The sequence below is a fragment of the Pseudomonas sp. TE9122 genome (genome assembly GCF_056278925.1).
This window is the reverse complement of the sequence record NZ_JBWBQI010000001.1, coordinates 5602103-5620028: the sequence shown is the minus strand read 5'-3', so window position 1 is coordinate 5620028 and position 17926 is coordinate 5602103. Positions and strand designations below refer to the sequence as shown.

The window sequence follows — 17926 nt, the reverse complement described above, 5'->3', positions numbered from 1 at the left end:
TCTTCTAGAAGCGGAAAGTGAGGTCGACAAGCAGACGCAGATCAGTTTCCCGATCACCGTCATAAGGCCGGTTGATCACACTGAACATGCCGCCCACATCGAACACGTCGTTCCAGGCGTACCGTTGGCCGTAACCGAGCAACGCCATGCCGCCGGTGCCGTGGTCGCGCTGACTGTAAGTGCCCGCGCCGGCCTGGAATTGCTGGCTCCAGGAAGTCTCGTAGCGGTGGTAGAGCACGTGGTTGACGTTGACCAGCGGCATCACGCTGAAGTCCGACTTCGGGTTGAAGTAGGGCACGTCGTCGGATTTCGAGTTGTGGCTGGTGCCGACTTCCAGACCAGCGTCGACCTGGATGTTCGGCGCGGTGTAGATACCCTCGCGCCCGGTCACCAAGGCTTCGACGCGGTTGTTGCCATCGCTGAAGTGCGACGGGCTGACCGACACGCGCCACTCGCGACTTTCGTTGGCGCGCCAGCGCAGGAACGCACTGCCGCCATTGGCCTTGATGTCGCTGTTGAGCGCGCGCAGCGGCGTTTCCGCCGAGAGGTATTCGAGGCTGCCGCCGTACTGCCAGTGATCGTTGATGTCGCGGGCTATCGCCAGGCGTGCGCCTTGTTTGTCACCGAAGCCGTAATCGTGATTCGACACCTCGGCTTCGAGGGTCATGTCACGGGTGTGCCGTTCCAGGCCGACACGCTGGAAGCGATGGTGGCCGGTGCCTTCGGCGAAATCACCGGTGGCATAACCGGCCCCGGCGAAGACACGCCAGTCTTCGTTGATCGGCGGGCTGTACAGCGTGCTCTGGATACCGAAATCACGGCTGCCGCTGACCGCACCGGCATCGCCGCTGCCGCCACCGTTGGCCTTGCCGCCGTAGGCTTCGACGCGCAGTTCGGCCATGTCATGCACTTCCCGTTCGCGAGCCAGGCGCTGCACTTGGCGGTTGTCCGGATAACGCGCGACCACATCGTCGACCAGCGCATCGTTCTGCCGCCACTCCTGCAACTCCATCGCGGTGCGCGCCTGAGCGACTTCCAGGCCGGCATCGCGGGGCGCCATGCTCTCGGTTTCCTTGAGCTGATTTTCCGCGCGGCGCGGCCACTGTCGGGCGAGGTAAAGATCGGCCTGGGCCAGACGCAAGCCAAGGTTGCCCGGCGCCTGATCGACCAAAGTCTGCAAACGCTCTTCACCGTGCGGAAGATCGGAACCGTAGGTACCGGCCTGGGCGGCGAGTTGCTGGGCGTCCATCCATTCATCGTTGGGGTTGCCGATGGGCAGACCTTTGAGCTCGACGCGCGGACGCTGGGCTTTCGCTGCGTCTTCGGCGACCTTGCGTGCTTCGTCGGCGCGGTCGCTTTCCAGCAGGGCGTAGTACAGCGCAGTGGTGTCTTCGAGACGATCACCGGCATCGGCGTCCGGCGCCGAAAGCACCTGGCGATACAGGTCGGTAGCAATCTCAGGCTCACGCTGATCCAGATAAGACGCTGCCACCCAGCGCAGGGCATAGGTCGGAATCTCCACGCCCTCGGCTTGCAGCTTTTGATATTCGCTGATGACGTCGGCGGTGCGCGCCCGCGCCTTGAGCGCGCCCATGCGGTCGATGCGCCAGCGCGTCACGTCGTCGTGAGCAGTGGCGTCGGGCGTCCAGGTTGCGAGCAATTTGTCGTAATCGGCCAGCGCGCGGTCGGCAATGACGTAGCGTTCCTTCTCGCTGCGGGTGGCCAGTTCGGCAAGGCGCACGCGTTCGGCGGCGAGATCACCTTCGAGCCGGCGCAAGGTCACCGGATCAATCAGGCCTGGACGTTGACTGGCCAGACGCAGCGCCGGTTCAGGCAGGCGGGCCTTTTGCAGGGCGACCACATACTCGCGGGCAACTTCCGGCTTGTTGCCGGCGCGGATGAAGGCCTGATCGTATTCGAAGAGTGCGTCGTACTGTTTGCCGGCGCGACCGAGTGCGTAGCCCAAGGCGAGACGGCGTGACGGATCGTCGGGTTTGGCGGCGACCAGCGCCTGGGCGCGGGTGACGGCCTGATCGGGTTTGCCGGAATCGGCCTGGGTCAGCGCGAGACCCAGTTGCAGGTCGGCGTTGTCCGGCTCCAGCGCCAGCGCCTTGTTGTACACCTGGATGGCCTGATCCCAGCGCTTGAGGTTGCGATAGGCACGCGCAACGGCAGTCAGCGCCTGCACCGGCAGAACGCGGTCACGGCCTTGGGTTTCATAGACCTTGACCACTTCGGCATCGAGCCCGGCCCAACTGGCGATTTGCAGATGATCGCTGACCTGGCCTTCGCTGGCCTGGCCAGGCGGCACCTGACGCAGCACGGTCAACGCAGGCGTGTAATGCCCGGCCCGGGCATCGCGCACCATCTCGTCGTAGGGTGTGTCGGCCAACGCCAGCAGCGGCCAGAGCAACTGGCTGCACAGGGCGAATCGGAACAAAGGGCGTAAACCACGATGTAATACAGGGCCATCAATACGCGGCATTTGTCAGCATCCTTACATGGCCAGCCGGGTCGCAATGCCCTCCTTGCCCATTCGTAACGGTGGCCGACAAAAACAGCCTTCGGCCAAGCTTGGTGAGGCAGTCTGCACGCAAGCGAGAGTGAATTTTCACAACGCAATATTTGTTCAGAATCGGTCCATCTGTACAAAATCCGTACAGCAAAACGCCCGGCGCCTGTTCACACAGGGGCCGGGCGTCTGGGGGGGGCGCGGTTGGGTTTATTGCTCTTGGGTGACGCCGGCAAACTTGCTCATGAGGAAACCGATGAACTGCTCGACGGTCATCTTCTGGCCGTTGAATTCGACCTGATTGGCCGCGTAATGCAGTTTGGTCACCACGTTGGTGCCGTCGGCGACAGCCAGTTGCGAGCCGACCGCCATGCCGGCGAACATGTCCGCCGCTTCCTTGGACTGGTCGACGATGGCTTTGGCGTCAGTCTGGCCATCGAGTTGCGCCTGCACGCTGAGCAGATCGACCAGCATCGGCTTGGATACCTGAATGTTCAGGTCGAGCAGCGCGATCAGTTGCTTGCCGAGTTGATCCGGCGGCAGATCCATCGATTGCGGCTTGGTCAGGTCGATCACCAGATTGGCGCGGCTTTCACCGTTGGCGGTGTTGAACGACAGGTTCTCCAGCGCCAGTTGCGGGCCGGCCGCCAGCAACTTTTGCAGATCGGCTTTGACCTGGGCATTTTCCGCTTCGGTCAGATTCAGCTCCGGTGCCGGCAAACCCTGCGCGGCGGCCTCGGCGGCAGCTTTTTCGTATGGCTGCAATTTGGTCTGATAGATCTGCATCAGCGACATGGTCGACGGAATGTCGAGGTTCTTCAGGCTCATGGCCATGGCCGCCGAACCGACTTTCTTGTCGTTGAGCGTCACTTCGCCGATTTTGTAGTCGGCACGCCCCGAGGCGTTGCTGCCGCTTTCTTCGGTGCGGTTCTTCATTTCGAAGTTCTTCACGCCCAGCACCATCGGCTTGGCGCCGAAGGTGGTTTTGCTGCTGGTCACTTCCAGGGTGTTTTCCCCGGTGTAGTAGCCGTAGCTGCTCTTGGCGAGGTTGCTGGCCAGGGTCAGACCGTTGAGCTCGACCTGCACCGGCGCCTGGTCTTCCGACACGGTGACCAGTTTCAGGTTGTCCATGTAGCCGTCGGCCTTGACCTTCTGCGCCTGGGCGCTGGCGGCGATGTCCATGCTCAGACCGGAAAACTTCAGGCTCGACTGCTCATCCAGCGCGGTTTCGAACGGCACCAGATTCAGAGTGCTGGTGGTCGATTCGTCGTAGCCGATGTTGGTCACGCCCTTGAGCGGCGCGGCGCCGTTGGTGGCGGCGAACCATTTTTCCGTGGACGGGCTCTTTTCCAGCTCGTAGTTGCTGGTGGCCATGACCGGCAGCCACTTCAGCGAAACCAGGCGCGAGAACGGCAGCGGGCCGTGTTCGATGTGGTCGACGAACAGCAGCTCGACCGGCGCATCGCCGAACATCTCGCCCTCGCCCTTGAGACGATAGTGCGCGGTGCTGGTGAAGGTGTGGCGCTCCAGCGATACCAGTTCCAGCGACGCGGTGCCGTTGGAGCCGGCCATGGCGGTCTGCAGCTCTTTGTTGGCGTTGGTCACGGCGTTGTTCAGTACGCCTTCGATCTTGGTCCCGGTGTACCAGGCCCCGCCTGCGCTGATCGCGCCAATGGCAACAACAATTCCGAGAAGCACGCCTGCTGATTTATTCATGAATGACCTGATCGGTTTCCGTGGCTGTGGATGAAGTCGTCTTCCTTGAACCCGGGATCGGGTCGCGGCTCGACTGTGCGCAATTAAGCGGTGGAGATTAGCACCGGGCGCGGGCGACGGCCCAATGTTTAAAGGTTAAAGAGTGTCTATGGACACTTGGGAGAGCAAAAAGATCGCAGCCTTCGGCAGCTCCTACATTTGCAATCCGATTGTCCTGTAGGAGCTGCCGAAGGCTGCGATCTTTTGATTTCAGGAATATTGAACCTCGATTTCATCCAACTGATGATCAAAGCTCTTCAGCCGCGCGGTCCAGGTATACACCAGCACTTCAAAGTCGCGATCGATCACCGCTCCGCCGGTGGTATCCGCCCGCACATCGCAGAAATCCAGCTGATAGCGTTCACGAGCCATGGCCGTGGCGACGTCGGACAGCTCGCGGGCGTTGTTCAGCCAGTGCCAGCCGTCATCGGCGATCTGCTTGTCGAGTTCCAGGCATTGCTTCTTCAGCCCTTCGAGGCTTTTTTCCAGCGGCGTGCCGGTGAGCTCGCCCATGACCTCGGCGAAGGTTCGCCCGGGCTGCCAGTAACTGCCCCAGAAGTAGCGGTCGAACACGGTTTCAACCCGGCGCAGGGCGACTTTGGTGTCCCAGATCAGCACGAGCATCTTGCCGCGCTCGAGCTGGCGCTTCTTGACCCGTTGCAGCTGAATCGAGGTCCACGCCACGACGACGATCGCCATCACCGCGATCAAAGCAACGGCGCTGTCGAGGAAAACCATTGCCGTGTCGATCTGGTGGGCCAGCATGATCCCGTAGAAATACGTGGCCGAGAGCAGCACCAGCGCCACCAGAGCGCACCAGAAGCCGAGAGCGTAAGGGTTTTTCATTATTGGTTTCCCCTGGGCCAGCACGAGCAATGTGCATTGCAGGAGCGCTTGGCATGGGGCGCCCCTCCAACACTTCAAAGCATAGCAACGGCCTCAGGGTTTGCTGGCGCTCGAGGTGTTCGTTCGTCCGCTTTCCCAGCCACCGCCCAGGGCGAGGAACAAATCGATCTGGCTCATTGCGACCTGGGTGTTGGCGGCGGCCAGTTGCGCGGTGACATCGGTGTAGGTGCGGGTTGCTTGCAGGTCGGCGAGGAACGACTCGCGGCCGGCCTGGAAGAAGCGGTGCGTCTGCTCGGCGGCGAGCTTCGCCGACTGCTCGGCTTCGGCCAGCGCATCGCGGCGTTGCAGCAGCGCGCTGTACTGGGCCAGACCGGTCTGGGTCTCGCGGATGGCGTTGAGCACCACGCCGTCGAAATGCGCTAGCGCGCCTTGAGTGTTGGCCTCGGCTTCACGGATGCGCGCGCGGGCGCCGTTGGTCGGTACTTTCCAGCTCAACGACGGGCCGAAGCCCCAGCGGTTGGTCGACGGGTCGCCGAGGTCATCAATGATGCCGACGGTGCCGATGGTCGCGCCGATGCTGATGTCCGGGTACAGCTCGCCGGTGGCAATGCCGATGCCGGCGGTTGCCGCCGCGAGGCGCCGTTCAGCCTGACGAATGTCGGGACGGCGCTTGAGCAGCGCAGCGCCGTCACCGACCGGCACCAGTTGCGCGATCTTCGGCAACTCGGCGCAACTGGCTGTACCTGCCGGCAACTGCTCGACCGGTTTGGCCAGCAGCATCGACAGACGGAACAGCCCGGCCTGACGCGCCGCTTCATAACGCGGCAAGTCGGCGCGCAGGGATTTGAATTGGGTCTGCGAACGGGTGACCTGGGTCTCGTCACCACGCCCGGCGTCACGTAGACGCTGGATCAGCGTGGTGCTCTGCGATTGCAGGTCGAGAGAATGCTCGGCGATTTCCCGCTCTTCGTTGGCTGCGCAGACCTGGGTGTAAGCACGAACCACGTCCGCCACCAAGGTAATACGCGCAGTGTCGGCTGCGGCCTGAGTAGCATCGGCATTGGCTTTGGCCGCTTCGATGCCGCGCTGCAAGGTGCCCCACAGGTCGAACTGATACGAAGCGCTGATGCCGATATCGGCGATGTTGGCCACCGGGACTTTTTCCGGCAGCAGGAACGCCTGACCGGACTCCTGCAAACGTTGCGCACCCATTTTCACCCCGCCGCTCCAGCCGCCAGCGGCCTCGGCTTCATCCACCTGAGCGCGCGCCCGCGACAGGTTCGCCGCCGCTACACGCAAATCGGTGTTGGAAGCCATGGCCTGCTGTACCAGTTGATCGAGGCGCGGGTCTTTATACAGCCGCCACCAGTCCGCTGGCACCGGCGCCGAGACCACCGGTTTGCCGGCGACTGCCAGCTCACCCTGAATATCCTTGCGCTGCACCGCCGCGTCGGCCGGCACCTGATAATCCGGGCCGACCATCTGACAGGCCGAGAGCATCACGCCCAACCCGGCGATCAACCAAGCCCTGCTCATGGCTGCGGCTCCTCATGCTGGTCGTCGATGATCGACACGGTGGCGGTACGCCCGGCAATCATGCGGAAGTCGGCCGGTACATCATCGAATGCGATGCGCACCGGAATCCGCTGTGCCAGGCGCACCCAACTGAACGCCGGGTTGACGTTGGGCAGCAGGTTGCTGCCGCTGGTGCGGTCGCGGTCTTCGATGCCGGCGACGATACTTTCGACATGCCCGCGCAACCTGGCGCGGTCGCCGATCACGCGGATATCCACCGATTGCCCGACGTGGATGCCGTCGAGTTTGGTTTCTTCAAAATAGCCGTCGATGTGAAAGGAGTTGCTGTCGACCACCGACAACACCGGGCGCCCGGCGGTGACGAATTCCTGCGGACGCGGCGCGCGGTCGTTGACGTAACCATCGACCGGGCTACGGATCACCGAGCGATCGAGGTTGAGCTGCGCACTGTCGACCGCCACCAAGGCTTCGGCCAATGCCGACTGCGCACGGGCGACGCGCGACTGGCTTTCTTCCAGTTGTTCGGCCGGCACCAGGTTGCCGAGGCCACGGTTACGCTTGGCTTCACGCTGCGCCTGGGCGAGGGTTTCTTCGCGATCGGCAACGGCGGCCTTGGCCTGGCGCAGAGCCAGTTTGAAGCGATCCTGGTCGATGCTGAACAGCACCTGACCGCGCTTGATCAACTGGTTGTCCTTTACCTCGACCTGCTGGATCAGCCCGGACACGTCCGGAGCGATCTGGATGATGTCGGCACGAATGTGGCCGTCTCGGGTCCACGGCGCGAACATGTAATACATCACCATGCGCCAGACGAGGACAACGGCAAAAGTCACGATCAGCAGGGTCAGAACCACGCGACCGATGGTCAGAAACGGTTTTTTCATGTCATCAGGTATCGACTGAGTGAGTCCACGCCGTACAGCAGCACGGCGTAGAGCGCCACGTTGAACAATGCCCGGTGCCAGACCAGACGGTAAAAATGCAGGCGTTGCAGCACGCCATGCACCAACAAAAACAGCACGTAAGTGATGCCCATCAGCACCAGCAGGGTCGGCAGGAAGATGCCGCTGATATCCAGATCACCGATCATAGGGGCGCTCCATCGGGCAGCGGTTCTTCGGGCTCGGCGCTGGAGACGAACTCGACGCCGGGCAGCAAGGCCAGACGCAGACCGCTCAAGGCGTGCAACAGGTGCAGACGGGTTTCATCGTCACCCTGGCCGTTCAGCGCTCGGCGCGTGCGATCGAGGGTCATCAGCAGACCGCTCGGCGCCGGCAGGCGTTCGTCGGCTTTGAGGCAGGCGCGAAAATACTCGCCGACCTCGCCCACCACTTGTCGCAACAGGGCATTTGGCACGCCGGTGACGCGCGGGGTGTAGGCAAGCAGATCGAGCATGTTCAGACCGACACGCACTTCACGCATCGCGATGCCGGTGTCCTGACCGGTCAGGGCCAGACGCGGCAGGTGCTGCATCAGCCGATCGAGCAACTGCACGCCCAACTGCCGATGCTCGGCGAGGCTGGCCGGTTCGGTCATGCTGACGATGTCTTTCCAGCTGAATCGGGTCAGACGCTTGGCCGCCAGTTCGGCACCGAATGGCCGCGCTACCAGCGTCCAGATGAAGGCGAACAACAGCCCCAGCGGTCCAGCCAGATTGGAGTTGGCGAAGGCGAAAAAGTCCGCGTCGTAGGCACCCTGAATACTGATGAACGACGAGGTATTGACCAGCGTCAGCAGCATGCCGAGGTAGAAACGCGGCTGCACGGTCAGCGTACCGATGCAAATGAACGGCACGGCAAACGCCAGCACCAGCATCGGAAAATCGTGCAGGTTGGGCAGAATCAGAAACAGGTAAAGACTGGCGAACAGCACCGACATCCCGGTCCAGAAAAAGAACCGGTAAATCTGCGGCGCCGGGTCGTCCATCGAGGCAAAGAAGCTGCACGCCACCGCCGCCAGAATCACCGCGCTGCCGCCGTCCGGCCAGCCGAGCAGAATCCACAGCACCGAAGCGACGATGATCGCCAGGATGGTCGAGGCCACCGAATACAACATCAGCCCGCGATCGATGAACGGCGTCAACCGGCCCAGGCGCCAGTGCCGGTACACCGCGCGCCAGCTGTCCTGGCGCTCGCAAAGAATCGCATCCTGCAGGCTGCGGCAGTCCTGCCACAGATCGATGAATTCACCGAGGCGGTAGATCGCATTGGAGAACAGCAACTGTTTGCGCTCCTCCAGCGCTTCGGCGCTCGGTTGCAACGCGTCGAGTTGATCTCTCAGTGCTTGCCAGCGCTCGAGATTGGCGTCCGCGTGGCCCAGCCATTCCCGGGTCGCGGTCAGCAACGGCTGGAATTTTTCCACCAGTTCCGGGGTGCGGCGTTCGAGGGCGTACAGCGAATCCTCTAGGGCATCGATCACTGGCAACAGGTGAATCATCCGGCCGCGCAGTTCCTTGGTGTTACGCACGGTTTGTGGCCGCGCGCCTTCGTGGGGCAACTGGCCGATCATCAACTCGAGGCTGTTGAAATTGGCGACCATGGCCATGCGCAGCGCGGTGACTTCTTCCGGCTGCACATCGCGGCTGAGAAACTTCAGGCTGTAGCTCGTCGCATCGGCGAACCACTTGCTCACCGCATCGTTGAACACCGGCGCCAGCCGTCGCGGCCAGAACATCGCACCGACCACCGCAGCGACGGCGATGCCAAGGAAAATCTCTTCGGTACGCGCCTCGGCCACGTCCCACACCGCCAGCGGATTATCGACCACCGGCAGGGCAATCAGCGGCAAGGTGTAGCCGGCCAGCATCAGCGCATAGCTGTTGGCCGTGCGCAGATGCAGGGACATGAACAGCAGAATGCCGGTCCACAACGCGATCACCACCACCAGCACATAGGGGCTCTGCACGAACATCGGCACGAACAGCACCGCCGCCGCTGCGCCGAGAAATGTACCGGCCGCGCGGTACAGCGCTTTGGAGCTGGTTGGGCCGAGAAACGGGCTGGAGACGATGTACACCGTGGCCATCGCCCAATACGGACGCGGCATTTGCATGAGCAAGGCGATGTACAGCGCAATCATCGACGCTGCAAAAGTACGGACCCCGTAAAACCAGTCACGGGCCGGCGGCATGCCAGTGAAAAAACCGTTCAAGAATTGACCACCACAGGCGAACTCGCCGCCTCAAAAGCCCTCAGTACCCGAAGCGTAGCTTCAAGATCGCTGCGCTCGATGCCTTCCAGCACCTCATGACGCAAGCGCACCAGCTCGGCCTCCACCGCCTGCACCAGCTCGCGACCGGTATCGGTCAGGCTCAGGCACTTGGCGCGGCGATCCTGGGCATCTTCGGTGCGACAGACGTAACCGGCGTGGCACAGCTGATCGAGCAAACGCACCAGTGAAGGACTCTCCATCCCCGCAGCCTGGGCGACTTGCACCTGACGCACGCCCTCGCCCAAACGCCCGATCATCAACAAGGGCACGGCGCAGGCTTCGGAAATTCCATAGTTGACCAGCGTGGTCTGGCAGATCTTCCGCCAATGCCGGGCGGCCACCACCATGGCGCTGCTGATGTTCATCTGGAGACTGTCGAGGGAATCGGACACGGGATAACGGACACTGTTAGTTTGCTAACTATCAATATCGCATTGGAGGGGAATTTCAGTCAAGTTTTGAAACAAATCTCCCTACGCTTGGCCGAGGCGTACCACGAGTTGGATTTGTAATTTTTCGAAGAAAAAATCTAATGCGACGGACAAAACGAAATTTTTTTTACAGTAAGGAGGTTTTTTTTACATCTGAGCCTTTTCGCGCAATTTTTTTTACATGCTGCGCCTCATGCCAGACGATACATCAACTGATCCCGCACTTTGGTGGCCCAGTCCGGTCACTCAAGAATCTCATCGACAAACATCGGCCACTTGAATAAAGCGGGGGCTCGTTCAACGGTTCCTGGCAGCATCGTAAACGCTGCTGCGTTCGCGCTTGCCAACCGCTAGCACGGAAACCACGACTCGTTCGTCGATGACTTGGTAAACCAATCGATATCCCGAGGCTTTGAGTTTGATTTTGTAGCAGTCGGGCATGCTGTGGAGGGCGTCAGCCGGGATTCTGGGAAGCTTCAGCCTCTCACCCAGCTTCTTTTTGAACTGCTCCCGCAACGTATGACCCAGCTTGTTCCACTCTTTGTGCGCAGACGGCAGAAACTCAAGCTTATAAGTCATCCAGGCTTACCGAAATGGGCGTTTCGTGGAGGCGGGAACGAACAATGTCAGCCAGCTCAAGATCATCAAGCCGCTCCATCATTGCTTCATAAACTTCGGCCGGCACCATATAGCCCATGACGCGATTGTGGTTGAGGACAGCGACGGCCCCCCCATGTGCACCGTTCAACACGGCAGTAGGATTTTTCTTCAGTTCAGAGACACTGACAGCCATATCGGCGAGAACGCTTTGCATAATAAGAACCTCAAATTAGGACGTGATTTTGGTCTATTTATGCCATGTGGACAACTGTGGCGTTCAACGAGGATACAACTTCGCGATGATCACCCCACCCGCCCCTTACGCAACATCACATTCAACTGATCCACCACCTCCGCCCAATCCGCATCATCCAGAATCTCCTCGCGCAGAAACTGCGCCTGACTTTCCGTCCAGAAAAACGCGTCAGCCAGATGCAATTCCGGTTTGAGCGGCGAATGGCTGGCGATGAATTTGTCGATGCCAGTCGGATCGTCATCGAGGCCGAGTTGTTTGAACAGGGCCGGTAGGCTGTGCTGCGGATTTTCCATGATGCAACTCCTCTGCAATTCAGGTCCGGCGTTGCGCCGTTTGCTGCAATGGAGTTGATCATAGCTGGCGCTGCGGGTTCAGGGTCTGGCGACGTCAGGTGAGCCTGCGGCCAGTTGCGCTGCCGGATAGACCGACTGCCATCCACCGCCAAGCGCCTTGTACAAACCGACCATCGCCAGTGACACCCCGGTCGAGCTTTCTACCCATTGCTCCTGCGTGGCGAGCAAGGCGCTCTGCACGGTGAGGACGTTGACGAAATCGACCACGCCTTCGACGTATTGCTGTTGCGCGGTGCGCAGGGCGATCTGGTTCTGACGCACGGCTTCGGCGAGGCTGTCGCGCCGGCGCTGGCTGGCGTTGTAGGCGGTCAGCTGGTCGTCGATTTCATGCCAGGCACGCAGCACAGTCTGCTGGTAGGCGATGGCCGCTTCTTGTTGCTGGGCTTCGCGCAGTTGCAGCATGCCGCGAAGGCGACCGCCGTCGAACAACGGCAAGCTGAATTGCGGGCCGATGGCAAAGGCACGCGAGCCCCATGAACCGAAATCGCTCAGCTGCATGGCCTGGGAACCGAGGTTGCCGGACAGGGTGATGCGCGGATAGAAATCGCCCTTGGCCACGCCGATGTTGGCGGTGGCGGCGTGCAGACGCGCTTCGGCCTGGCGGATATCGGGGCGGCGTTCGGCCAATTGCGACGGCAGGCCGATGGCGACTTGCAGTGGCGACTGCGGCACTGCCGCGTCTGTGGATAACGTTTGAGCGAGAGCTTGCGGTGGCTCGCCCATCAACAGACTGATCGCGTTGATCAGTTGCGCCTGACGCTGCTCGAGCGCCGGCAGCCGTGCCTCGATGGCGGCGACTTGCGCGGCGGCTTCGGCGACGTCCAGATCGGTCGCCACGCCATCGGCCAGCCGTAGCTGCGAGAGTTTCAGGCTGTGGCGGGCGACGTCGAGGTTCTGCTCGGTGACGGCGCGGGTGTTCTGCACGCCGCGCAGCTGAATGTAGTTTTGCGCGGTGTCGGCGAGCACGGTCAGCAGTACGTCACGACGGTCGTTTTCTGCCACTTCGAGATTGGCATCAGCGGCTTCGGTTTCACGGCGCACGCGGCCCCAGAAGTCCAGTTCCCATGACGCCGAGAAACCGGCATCCCACAGGTTGAAAGCCTCGTCGCCGTTATTTCCCGATGGATCGTTCAAGCCTTCGCCGCTGTTGCGTTTACGTGCGTAGCTGCCGCTGGCGGTGCTGTTCGGATAACGCTCGGCGGTGATCACCTGGCGCGCGGCGCGGCTTTGTTGCAGGCGGCTGCTGGCCAGTTGCAGGTCGAGGTTGCTGTTCAGCGCGCGCTGGGTGAGCGCGGACAGCTGCGGGTCCTGGAAGGTTTCCCACCAGCGTTCGTTCAAGGGTTCGCTGACGGCCTGGCTTGGGGCGGACCGCGCCGGTTTGGCCCAGTCGGCAGGTTGGGTGGCTTCGGGTTTCTGGAAGTCCGGGCCGACGGTACAAGCACTGAGGCTGACTGCAAGCAAGGCACTCAGGGTGAGCTGCTGCCTATGCCCCCATCGCTGGCAAGCCAGCTCCCACAAGGATTGTGCAGGTTGTGCAAAATGGTTCAGCCTGCCAATGACCCCTGTGGGAGCTGGCTTGCCAGCGATGAGGCCAACCGATTCAACACCGATCATCGTTGCGTCACCTCGCGCCCGGACGCCTTCGAGCTGGCGGTATCAATACTCGCCTCCACCGACATTCCCACCCGCAAGCGCTCGGCCAGTGGCTGGCCCGGTTCCAGCATGATCTTCACCGGAATCCGCTGCACAACCTTGGTGAAGTTGCCCGTCGCGTTATCCGGCTTCACCGCCGCAAAGGTCACGCCAGTTGCCGGCGCAATGCTCTCGACGCGGCCGGTCAGGGCTTCGCCGCCCAAGCTGTCGACCCGCACTTGCACATCCTGCCCCGGCTGCACGTCGGTCAACTGGGTTTCCTGAAAATTGGCGACCACATAGGCCTGCTGCAACGGCACCACCGCCAACAGTTTGCTGCCCGGGGTGACGTAGGCACCGACACGCACCGCACGCTCGCCGATCATGCCGTCCTGCGGCGCGGTGATGCGCGTGTAAGAGAGGTTGAAACTGGCGATTTCCAGTGCCGCCTGCGCGTGTTTCAGATTGCCTTCAGCGGCGTTGCGCTGGGCAGTGAGGATTTCGACTTGTTTGCGTTCGGCCGCCAGTTTCGCCGTCGCGGTGTCGAGACGCGCCGAAGCCTGATCAATGCGCGTGCGCGCCTGTTGCGCGTTCTGCACGGTGCCGGCACCGACTCCGGCGAGGTGGTTGTAGCGGTTCAGTTCCTGCTGCGCAAAGGCCATTTGCGCTTTGGCCGAAACCACAGCGGCCTGCGCCTGAGCGATCAGCGACGCCTGCCGCTCAAGGGTCGCATTGGCGTTCTGCAATTGCGCCCGCGCGACCAGGGTTTGCGCGTCCGCCGCTTCCGCCGCTGCGCGCAAATCACGGTCATCGATCAGCGCCAACAATTGCCCGGCCTTGACCTGCTGGTTGTCTTCGACCAGCACCTGCTTGATGAACCCGGCCACGCGCGGCACCACCAGCGTGTAGTCGGCGGAGACGAAGGCGTCATTGGTGGTTTGCTCGGTGCGTTGGCCGAACAACCCGGGCATCGCCAGGTACACCAGCACGCCCACCGCCAGCGCGGCAGCCACGGCCACCGCGAGTTTTTGCTTGGATTGAGTCATAAAAAACCTTCAGTTTCAGTACAGCGATCAGGTCGGCGCGCGCGGCGGATAAATCCGCGTCGGCAGCCAGAAAATCAGCAGGATCAACGCCACGGCGACGCCGGCCATGCACACGTAGAGATCGGCCGAAGTCAGCACCACCGCCTGCTCGTGCACGCGGTGAGCGAGGCCCGGATCGCTGTGATCGGCCAGCGGCGAATTGCCCAGGCTGTCGACCAACATGGTCGAATGGAAATGCAGGCGTGCGGTGGTCAGCGCTTCGATCACGCCGGTGGCGACCACGGCGGCAAGGCCCTTGACGGTGTTGAACCACGCCGACGCGAACGGGCCTTCCATCGGCGTGATACTGCCGGTCGACAACATCAGCAGCGGCAACACCGCCATCGGCTGGCCGAAAATCTGCAGCCATTGCAGGACGTAGAAGTCATCGCGAATCCACGCCGAAGTCAGGTGTGAACCGCCGAGGCAGGACAGCGCGAGCATGCTCAGACCCATGCCGAGCACCCAGCGACAATCGACCCAGCGCAAGTTGCATAGCGCCGCCACCAATGGCAGCGCAATCAGCTGCGGCAGCGCGGCAATGAGCATGATCGGCGCGGTTTGCGCCGGACGATAACCCTGCACCTGGGCCAGATAACTCGACGGAATCAGCACCACCGCCAACAGCACGATCAACACCCCGGCGAGGGTGATCAGGGCGAACAGCAGGTTGCGGATGCCGAGCATCTGCAGCTTGAAAAACGGAATCGGCTGCGACCATTCATTGATCATAAAAGCCACCAGCAGCAGCGAACCGGCACCGAGTAATCCACAGATCAGATTCGACTCGAACCAGTCCAGTCGATTGCCCTGCAACAGACCGATCACCAGCATGCAGATCGCTGGAAAGCCCAGCAGCAGGCCTTTCCAGTTGAACGACTTGAGACGCTCCAAGCGCAGCGGATCCTGGGGCAATCCGTAAGCCACTGCGGCCATGGCGATCAGGCACGGCACGATGATCTGCCAGAAGGTCCATTGCCAGCCGACGTATTCAGTCCACAGACCGGCCAGCGGCGTGCCGAGTCCCGGGCCGAAAGTCGCGGTCAGTGCGTAGCCGGCCAGTCCGTACAGTTTGATGTTCGCCGGGAGAAAGCGCAGCGCGACGGTCATCAGCATCGGCGGCAATGCACCGCCGGCGAGACCTTGGAGGATGCGCATCAGCAGCAGACTTTCGTAGTTCGGGGCGAACGGGCACAGCACGCCGAGCAAGGTAAACAGGCCGATGGCGCAGAGGGTGAAGCGACGCAGCGAGAAAGTCACCGAGCACCAAGGCGCGAAGGCCATGGCCGCGACCGACGTGGCCGTGTAGCTGGCGACCAGCCAGGTGCCTTCGTCGTAGCCAATGTGCAGCGCGCCGCGAATGTCGGCGAGTGCGACTTTGGTGACCATCTCGTTGAGGCCCGAGACCAGCACGGCCAACAGCACGCCGACCAGACCAATGATGATCCGCGCCCCGAACACCGGTGGCGCAGCCGCCGTCGCCGGGCTGGTCGCGGCGAGGGGCGCCGTGACCGTCAGGGATGTCATGAATGAAAAGCTCCGGGGGTGAAATACCGGAGCATTTTAGTGGGGCTTGATGCTGACGAAAATTGACTTATTGGCAGGTTATAAGTGCATCAGACACAACGGTGAATGCCTATGTGGGAGCGAGCCTGCTCGCGAAAGCGGTGGACCAGCCGCCATTGAGGTGACTGACTCGACGCCTTCGCGAGCAGGCTCGCTCCCACAGGGATTCGATGGTGTCTGATGATTTACGGCTGTGCCGCCAGCCACGTTTCATCGCAGCAGGTCTTGAGGGTTTCGCGCAGCCAGCGGTGGGCCGGGTCCTTGTCGAAGCGCGGGTGCCAGGCTTGGGTCAGCATCAGCATTGGCAGCGGAATCGGCAGGTCGAATGAACGCAGTTTCAGGCCCAGCCGCCGCACGCTGAGCAGGGCTTCTTTAGGCACCGGCAGGATCAGGTCGGAGTCCGGCAGGGCAAACATCGCCGCATGGAAACTCGGCGCGATCACCGCCACTCGACGCTCCAGCCCCAACGCATTCAACGCCGTGTCGATCGGGCCGCGAGCGATGCCACGGCGCGACATGCTGATATGGGAAAAACCGGCGTAGCGCTCGGCAGTGATTTCGCCGTCGAGCAAAGGATGGTTCTCCCGCACCAAGCCGACGAAATGCGTGGAGAACAGGTTCTGTACCTTAACCTCCGGCGTGAGCGGTCGGGTGTTGCTGACGCTCAGATCGATGCGCCCTTCGCGCAGCGCTTCATCGTCGCCATCGCCTTCCGGGACGAAGCGCAATTCGCAATGCGGGGCGAGCTGGTCGAGGGTGTCGAACAGCTTGCCGCCGTAAACGCCGACGAAGAAATCATTGGCGCGAATGCTGAAGCGCCGGCGCAAGGTGCCCAGCTCGACGCTGTCGGCGGAGCGGAACAGCAGCGCCGCCTGCTCGACCACGTCGCGCACCTGTTCGCGCAGTTCGAGGGCTTTGGGGGTCGGCACCAGGCCACGCCCGGCGCGCACCAGAATCGGATCGCCGATGGCTTCGCGAATCCGCGTCAGCGTGCGGCTCATGGCCGCCGGGCTGAGGTTCATCCGCCGCGCCGCGCCGACCACACTGCCCTCGTCGAGCAAGGCATCGAGGGCGACCAGAAGGTTCATGTCCGGGAGTTGCATGCTGAGCACTCTTGGCTGATCTGGATTGATCCGGGCGCAATGCTAGCAAACATCCCTAAAGAGTGACGATGCCAGCGCTGGCCTCTTCGCGAGCAGGCTCGCTCCCACCTTGGAATGCGTTCTCATGTGGGAGCGAGCCTGCTCGCGAAGAGGCCGGCCCAGCCAACGAAGACCTCAGCGCTGCATACCCCAGCGCTTGACGGTCACGCGCTCGAGGGTGGCAAACACCAGATTTTCCACCAGCAGACCAATCAGGATCACCACCGCCAACCCGGCAAACACCTTGTCGGTGTACAGCTCATTGCGATTCTGGAAGATGTACCAGCCCAGCCCGCCCTTGCCGCTGGTCGCGCCAAACACCAATTCGGCCGCGATCAACGTACGCCAGGCAAACGCCCAGCCAATCTTCAAACCGGCGAGAATCGACGGCAGTGCCGCCGGGATCAGGATGAACAACACAAGGCGCAAACCCTTGAGGCCATAGTTGCGCCCGGCCATGCGCAGCGTCTCGGACACACCGAGAAATCCGGCATAGGTGTTCAACGCCAACGCCCACAGCACCGAATGCACCAGCACGAAAATCAGACTGTTCTGCCCCAAGCCGAACCAGAGCAGCGCCAGCGGCAGCAGGGCAATCGCCGGCAACGGGTTGAACATCGAGGTCATGGTGCTGAGCAGATCACGTCCCAACTGGGTCGAGACCGCCAATGTCGTCAGGGCGAACGCGAGGACGATGCCGATCAGGTAGCCTTTGATCAGCACCACCAGCGAGATCCACACCTTGGCCAGCAGCTCACCACTGAGCAGCCCGTCGAACAGGGCCTGCGCGGTTTGCAGAAAACTCGGCAGCATCAGGTCGTTGTTCTGAATCCGCGCGACCACCTCCCAGATGATCGCCAGCACAATCAGGATCAGGCTTTTGCGCAACCAGCCCTGTTGCCACAGGCGCGTGCCAAGCGGCAACTCGCGCTCGACCGGCACTGCGGTCAGCGGCTCGAGCACGGTTTCGAATTCTTCACGCACGGATGATGAATGGCTCAT

At 61.9% G+C, this 17926-nt stretch carries 16 protein-coding genes; all 16 read right to left on the bottom strand.

Annotated elements, in window-relative coordinates:
* Positions 1-4: 4 nt before the first annotated feature.
* Positions 5-2485 carry a poly-beta-1,6 N-acetyl-D-glucosamine export porin PgaA gene (pgaA, locus tag ACZ9BE_RS25370; RefSeq protein WP_476250062.1) on the bottom strand — a complete coding sequence of 827 codons (2481 nt, stop codon included), beginning with the start codon at positions 2483-2485 and terminating at the stop codon, positions 5-7.
* A 237-nt stretch (positions 2486-2722) separates the two neighbouring features.
* Positions 2723-4228 carry a YdgA family protein gene (locus ACZ9BE_RS25365; RefSeq protein ID WP_016772258.1) on the bottom strand — a complete coding sequence of 502 codons (1506 nt, stop codon included), beginning with the start codon at positions 4226-4228 and terminating at the stop codon, positions 2723-2725.
* 249 nt (positions 4229-4477) lie between these two features.
* On the bottom strand, positions 4478-5113 hold the full coding sequence (locus ACZ9BE_RS25360) for a hypothetical protein (protein WP_056786960.1): 636 nt from the start codon (positions 5111-5113) through the stop codon (positions 4478-4480).
* A gap of 93 nt (positions 5114-5206) precedes the next feature.
* Positions 5207-6649 (bottom strand): efflux transporter outer membrane subunit, encoded by a 1443-nt coding sequence (locus tag ACZ9BE_RS25355; RefSeq protein WP_073471477.1) that lies wholly within the window; start codon positions 6647-6649, stop codon positions 5207-5209.
* Positions 6646-7533: an efflux RND transporter periplasmic adaptor subunit gene (locus ACZ9BE_RS25350; RefSeq protein WP_056786955.1), complete on the bottom strand. Its 888-nt coding sequence runs from the start codon at positions 7531-7533 to the stop codon at positions 6646-6648. Before ACZ9BE_RS25350 ends, ACZ9BE_RS25355 begins: the two co-directional genes overlap by 4 nt.
* Entirely contained in the window at positions 7530-7739 is a 210-nt protein-coding gene (locus ACZ9BE_RS25345) for a DUF1656 domain-containing protein (RefSeq protein ID WP_016772264.1), read from the bottom strand. The genes ACZ9BE_RS25350 and ACZ9BE_RS25345 overlap by 4 nt, the downstream gene beginning before the upstream one ends.
* Positions 7736-9799 (bottom strand): FUSC family protein, encoded by a 2064-nt coding sequence (locus ACZ9BE_RS25340; RefSeq protein ID WP_150742985.1) that lies wholly within the window; start codon positions 9797-9799, stop codon positions 7736-7738. The genes ACZ9BE_RS25345 and ACZ9BE_RS25340 overlap by 4 nt, the downstream gene beginning before the upstream one ends.
* A complete protein-coding gene (locus tag ACZ9BE_RS25335; RefSeq protein WP_016772266.1) occupies positions 9796-10224 on the bottom strand; it encodes a MarR family winged helix-turn-helix transcriptional regulator in 429 nt (142 codons plus the stop codon). The genes ACZ9BE_RS25340 and ACZ9BE_RS25335 overlap by 4 nt, the downstream gene beginning before the upstream one ends.
* A gap of 363 nt (positions 10225-10587) precedes the next feature.
* Positions 10588-10869, bottom strand: coding sequence for a type II toxin-antitoxin system RelE family toxin (locus ACZ9BE_RS25330; RefSeq protein WP_071174010.1), 282 nt, complete (start codon positions 10867-10869; stop codon positions 10588-10590).
* The gene (locus ACZ9BE_RS25325) at positions 10859-11104 is read right to left on the bottom strand and encodes a type II toxin-antitoxin system Phd/YefM family antitoxin (RefSeq protein ID WP_041477418.1); all 246 of its coding nucleotides are present in this window, start codon (positions 11102-11104) and stop codon (positions 10859-10861) included. The genes ACZ9BE_RS25330 and ACZ9BE_RS25325 overlap by 11 nt, the downstream gene beginning before the upstream one ends.
* 89 nt (positions 11105-11193) lie before the next feature.
* Positions 11194-11439: a DUF2789 domain-containing protein gene (locus ACZ9BE_RS25320; protein WP_095181147.1), complete on the bottom strand. Its 246-nt coding sequence runs from the start codon at positions 11437-11439 to the stop codon at positions 11194-11196.
* A gap of 78 nt (positions 11440-11517) precedes the next feature.
* On the bottom strand, positions 11518-13113 hold the full coding sequence (locus tag ACZ9BE_RS25315) for an efflux transporter outer membrane subunit (RefSeq protein ID WP_460065937.1): 1596 nt from the start codon (positions 13111-13113) through the stop codon (positions 11518-11520).
* On the bottom strand, positions 13110-14177 hold the full coding sequence (locus tag ACZ9BE_RS25310; protein WP_095181148.1) for an HlyD family secretion protein: 1068 nt from the start codon (positions 14175-14177) through the stop codon (positions 13110-13112). Before ACZ9BE_RS25310 ends, ACZ9BE_RS25315 begins: the two co-directional genes overlap by 4 nt.
* A 27-nt stretch (positions 14178-14204) precedes the next feature.
* Positions 14205-15743 (bottom strand): MFS transporter, encoded by a 1539-nt coding sequence (locus ACZ9BE_RS25305; RefSeq protein ID WP_476250061.1) that lies wholly within the window; start codon positions 15741-15743, stop codon positions 14205-14207.
* A gap of 224 nt (positions 15744-15967) precedes the next feature.
* Positions 15968-16885, bottom strand: coding sequence for a LysR family transcriptional regulator (locus tag ACZ9BE_RS25300; protein ID WP_016772273.1), 918 nt, complete (start codon positions 16883-16885; stop codon positions 15968-15970).
* 174 nt (positions 16886-17059) lie between these two features.
* A complete protein-coding gene (locus ACZ9BE_RS25295; RefSeq protein WP_041477414.1) occupies positions 17060-17926 on the bottom strand; it encodes an ABC transporter permease in 867 nt (288 codons plus the stop codon).

Coding starts and splice junctions, on each gene's coding strand:
- pgaA (WP_476250062.1), bottom strand. CDS start 2,485: ATGCCGCGTATTGATGGCCCTGTATTACATCGTGGTTTACGCCCTTTG.
- ACZ9BE_RS25365 (WP_016772258.1), bottom strand. CDS start 4,228: ATGAATAAATCAGCAGGCGTGCTTCTCGGAATTGTTGTTGCCATTGGC.
- ACZ9BE_RS25360 (WP_056786960.1), bottom strand. CDS start 5,113: ATGAAAAACCCTTACGCTCTCGGCTTCTGGTGCGCTCTGGTGGCGCTG.
- ACZ9BE_RS25355 (WP_073471477.1), bottom strand. CDS start 6,649: ATGAGCAGGGCTTGGTTGATCGCCGGGTTGGGCGTGATGCTCTCGGCC.
- ACZ9BE_RS25350 (WP_056786955.1), bottom strand. CDS start 7,533: ATGAAAAAACCGTTTCTGACCATCGGTCGCGTGGTTCTGACCCTGCTG.
- ACZ9BE_RS25345 (WP_016772264.1), bottom strand. CDS start 7,739: ATGATCGGTGATCTGGATATCAGCGGCATCTTCCTGCCGACCCTGCTG.
- ACZ9BE_RS25335 (WP_016772266.1), bottom strand. CDS start 10,224: ATGAACATCAGCAGCGCCATGGTGGTGGCCGCCCGGCATTGGCGGAAG.
- ACZ9BE_RS25330 (WP_071174010.1), bottom strand. CDS start 10,869: ATGACTTATAAGCTTGAGTTTCTGCCGTCTGCGCACAAAGAGTGGAAC.
- ACZ9BE_RS25325 (WP_041477418.1), bottom strand. CDS start 11,104: ATGCAAAGCGTTCTCGCCGATATGGCTGTCAGTGTCTCTGAACTGAAG.
- ACZ9BE_RS25320 (WP_095181147.1), bottom strand. CDS start 11,439: ATGGAAAATCCGCAGCACAGCCTACCGGCCCTGTTCAAACAACTCGGC.
- ACZ9BE_RS25315 (WP_460065937.1), bottom strand. CDS start 13,113: ATGATCGGTGTTGAATCGGTTGGCCTCATCGCTGGCAAGCCAGCTCCC.
- ACZ9BE_RS25310 (WP_095181148.1), bottom strand. CDS start 14,177: ATGACTCAATCCAAGCAAAAACTCGCGGTGGCCGTGGCTGCCGCGCTG.
- ACZ9BE_RS25305 (WP_476250061.1), bottom strand. CDS start 15,743: ATGACATCCCTGACGGTCACGGCGCCCCTCGCCGCGACCAGCCCGGCG.
- ACZ9BE_RS25300 (WP_016772273.1), bottom strand. CDS start 16,885: ATGCAACTCCCGGACATGAACCTTCTGGTCGCCCTCGATGCCTTGCTC.
- ACZ9BE_RS25295 (WP_041477414.1), bottom strand. CDS start 17,926: ATGAGCCATTCATCATCCGTGCGTGAAGAATTCGAAACCGTGCTCGAG.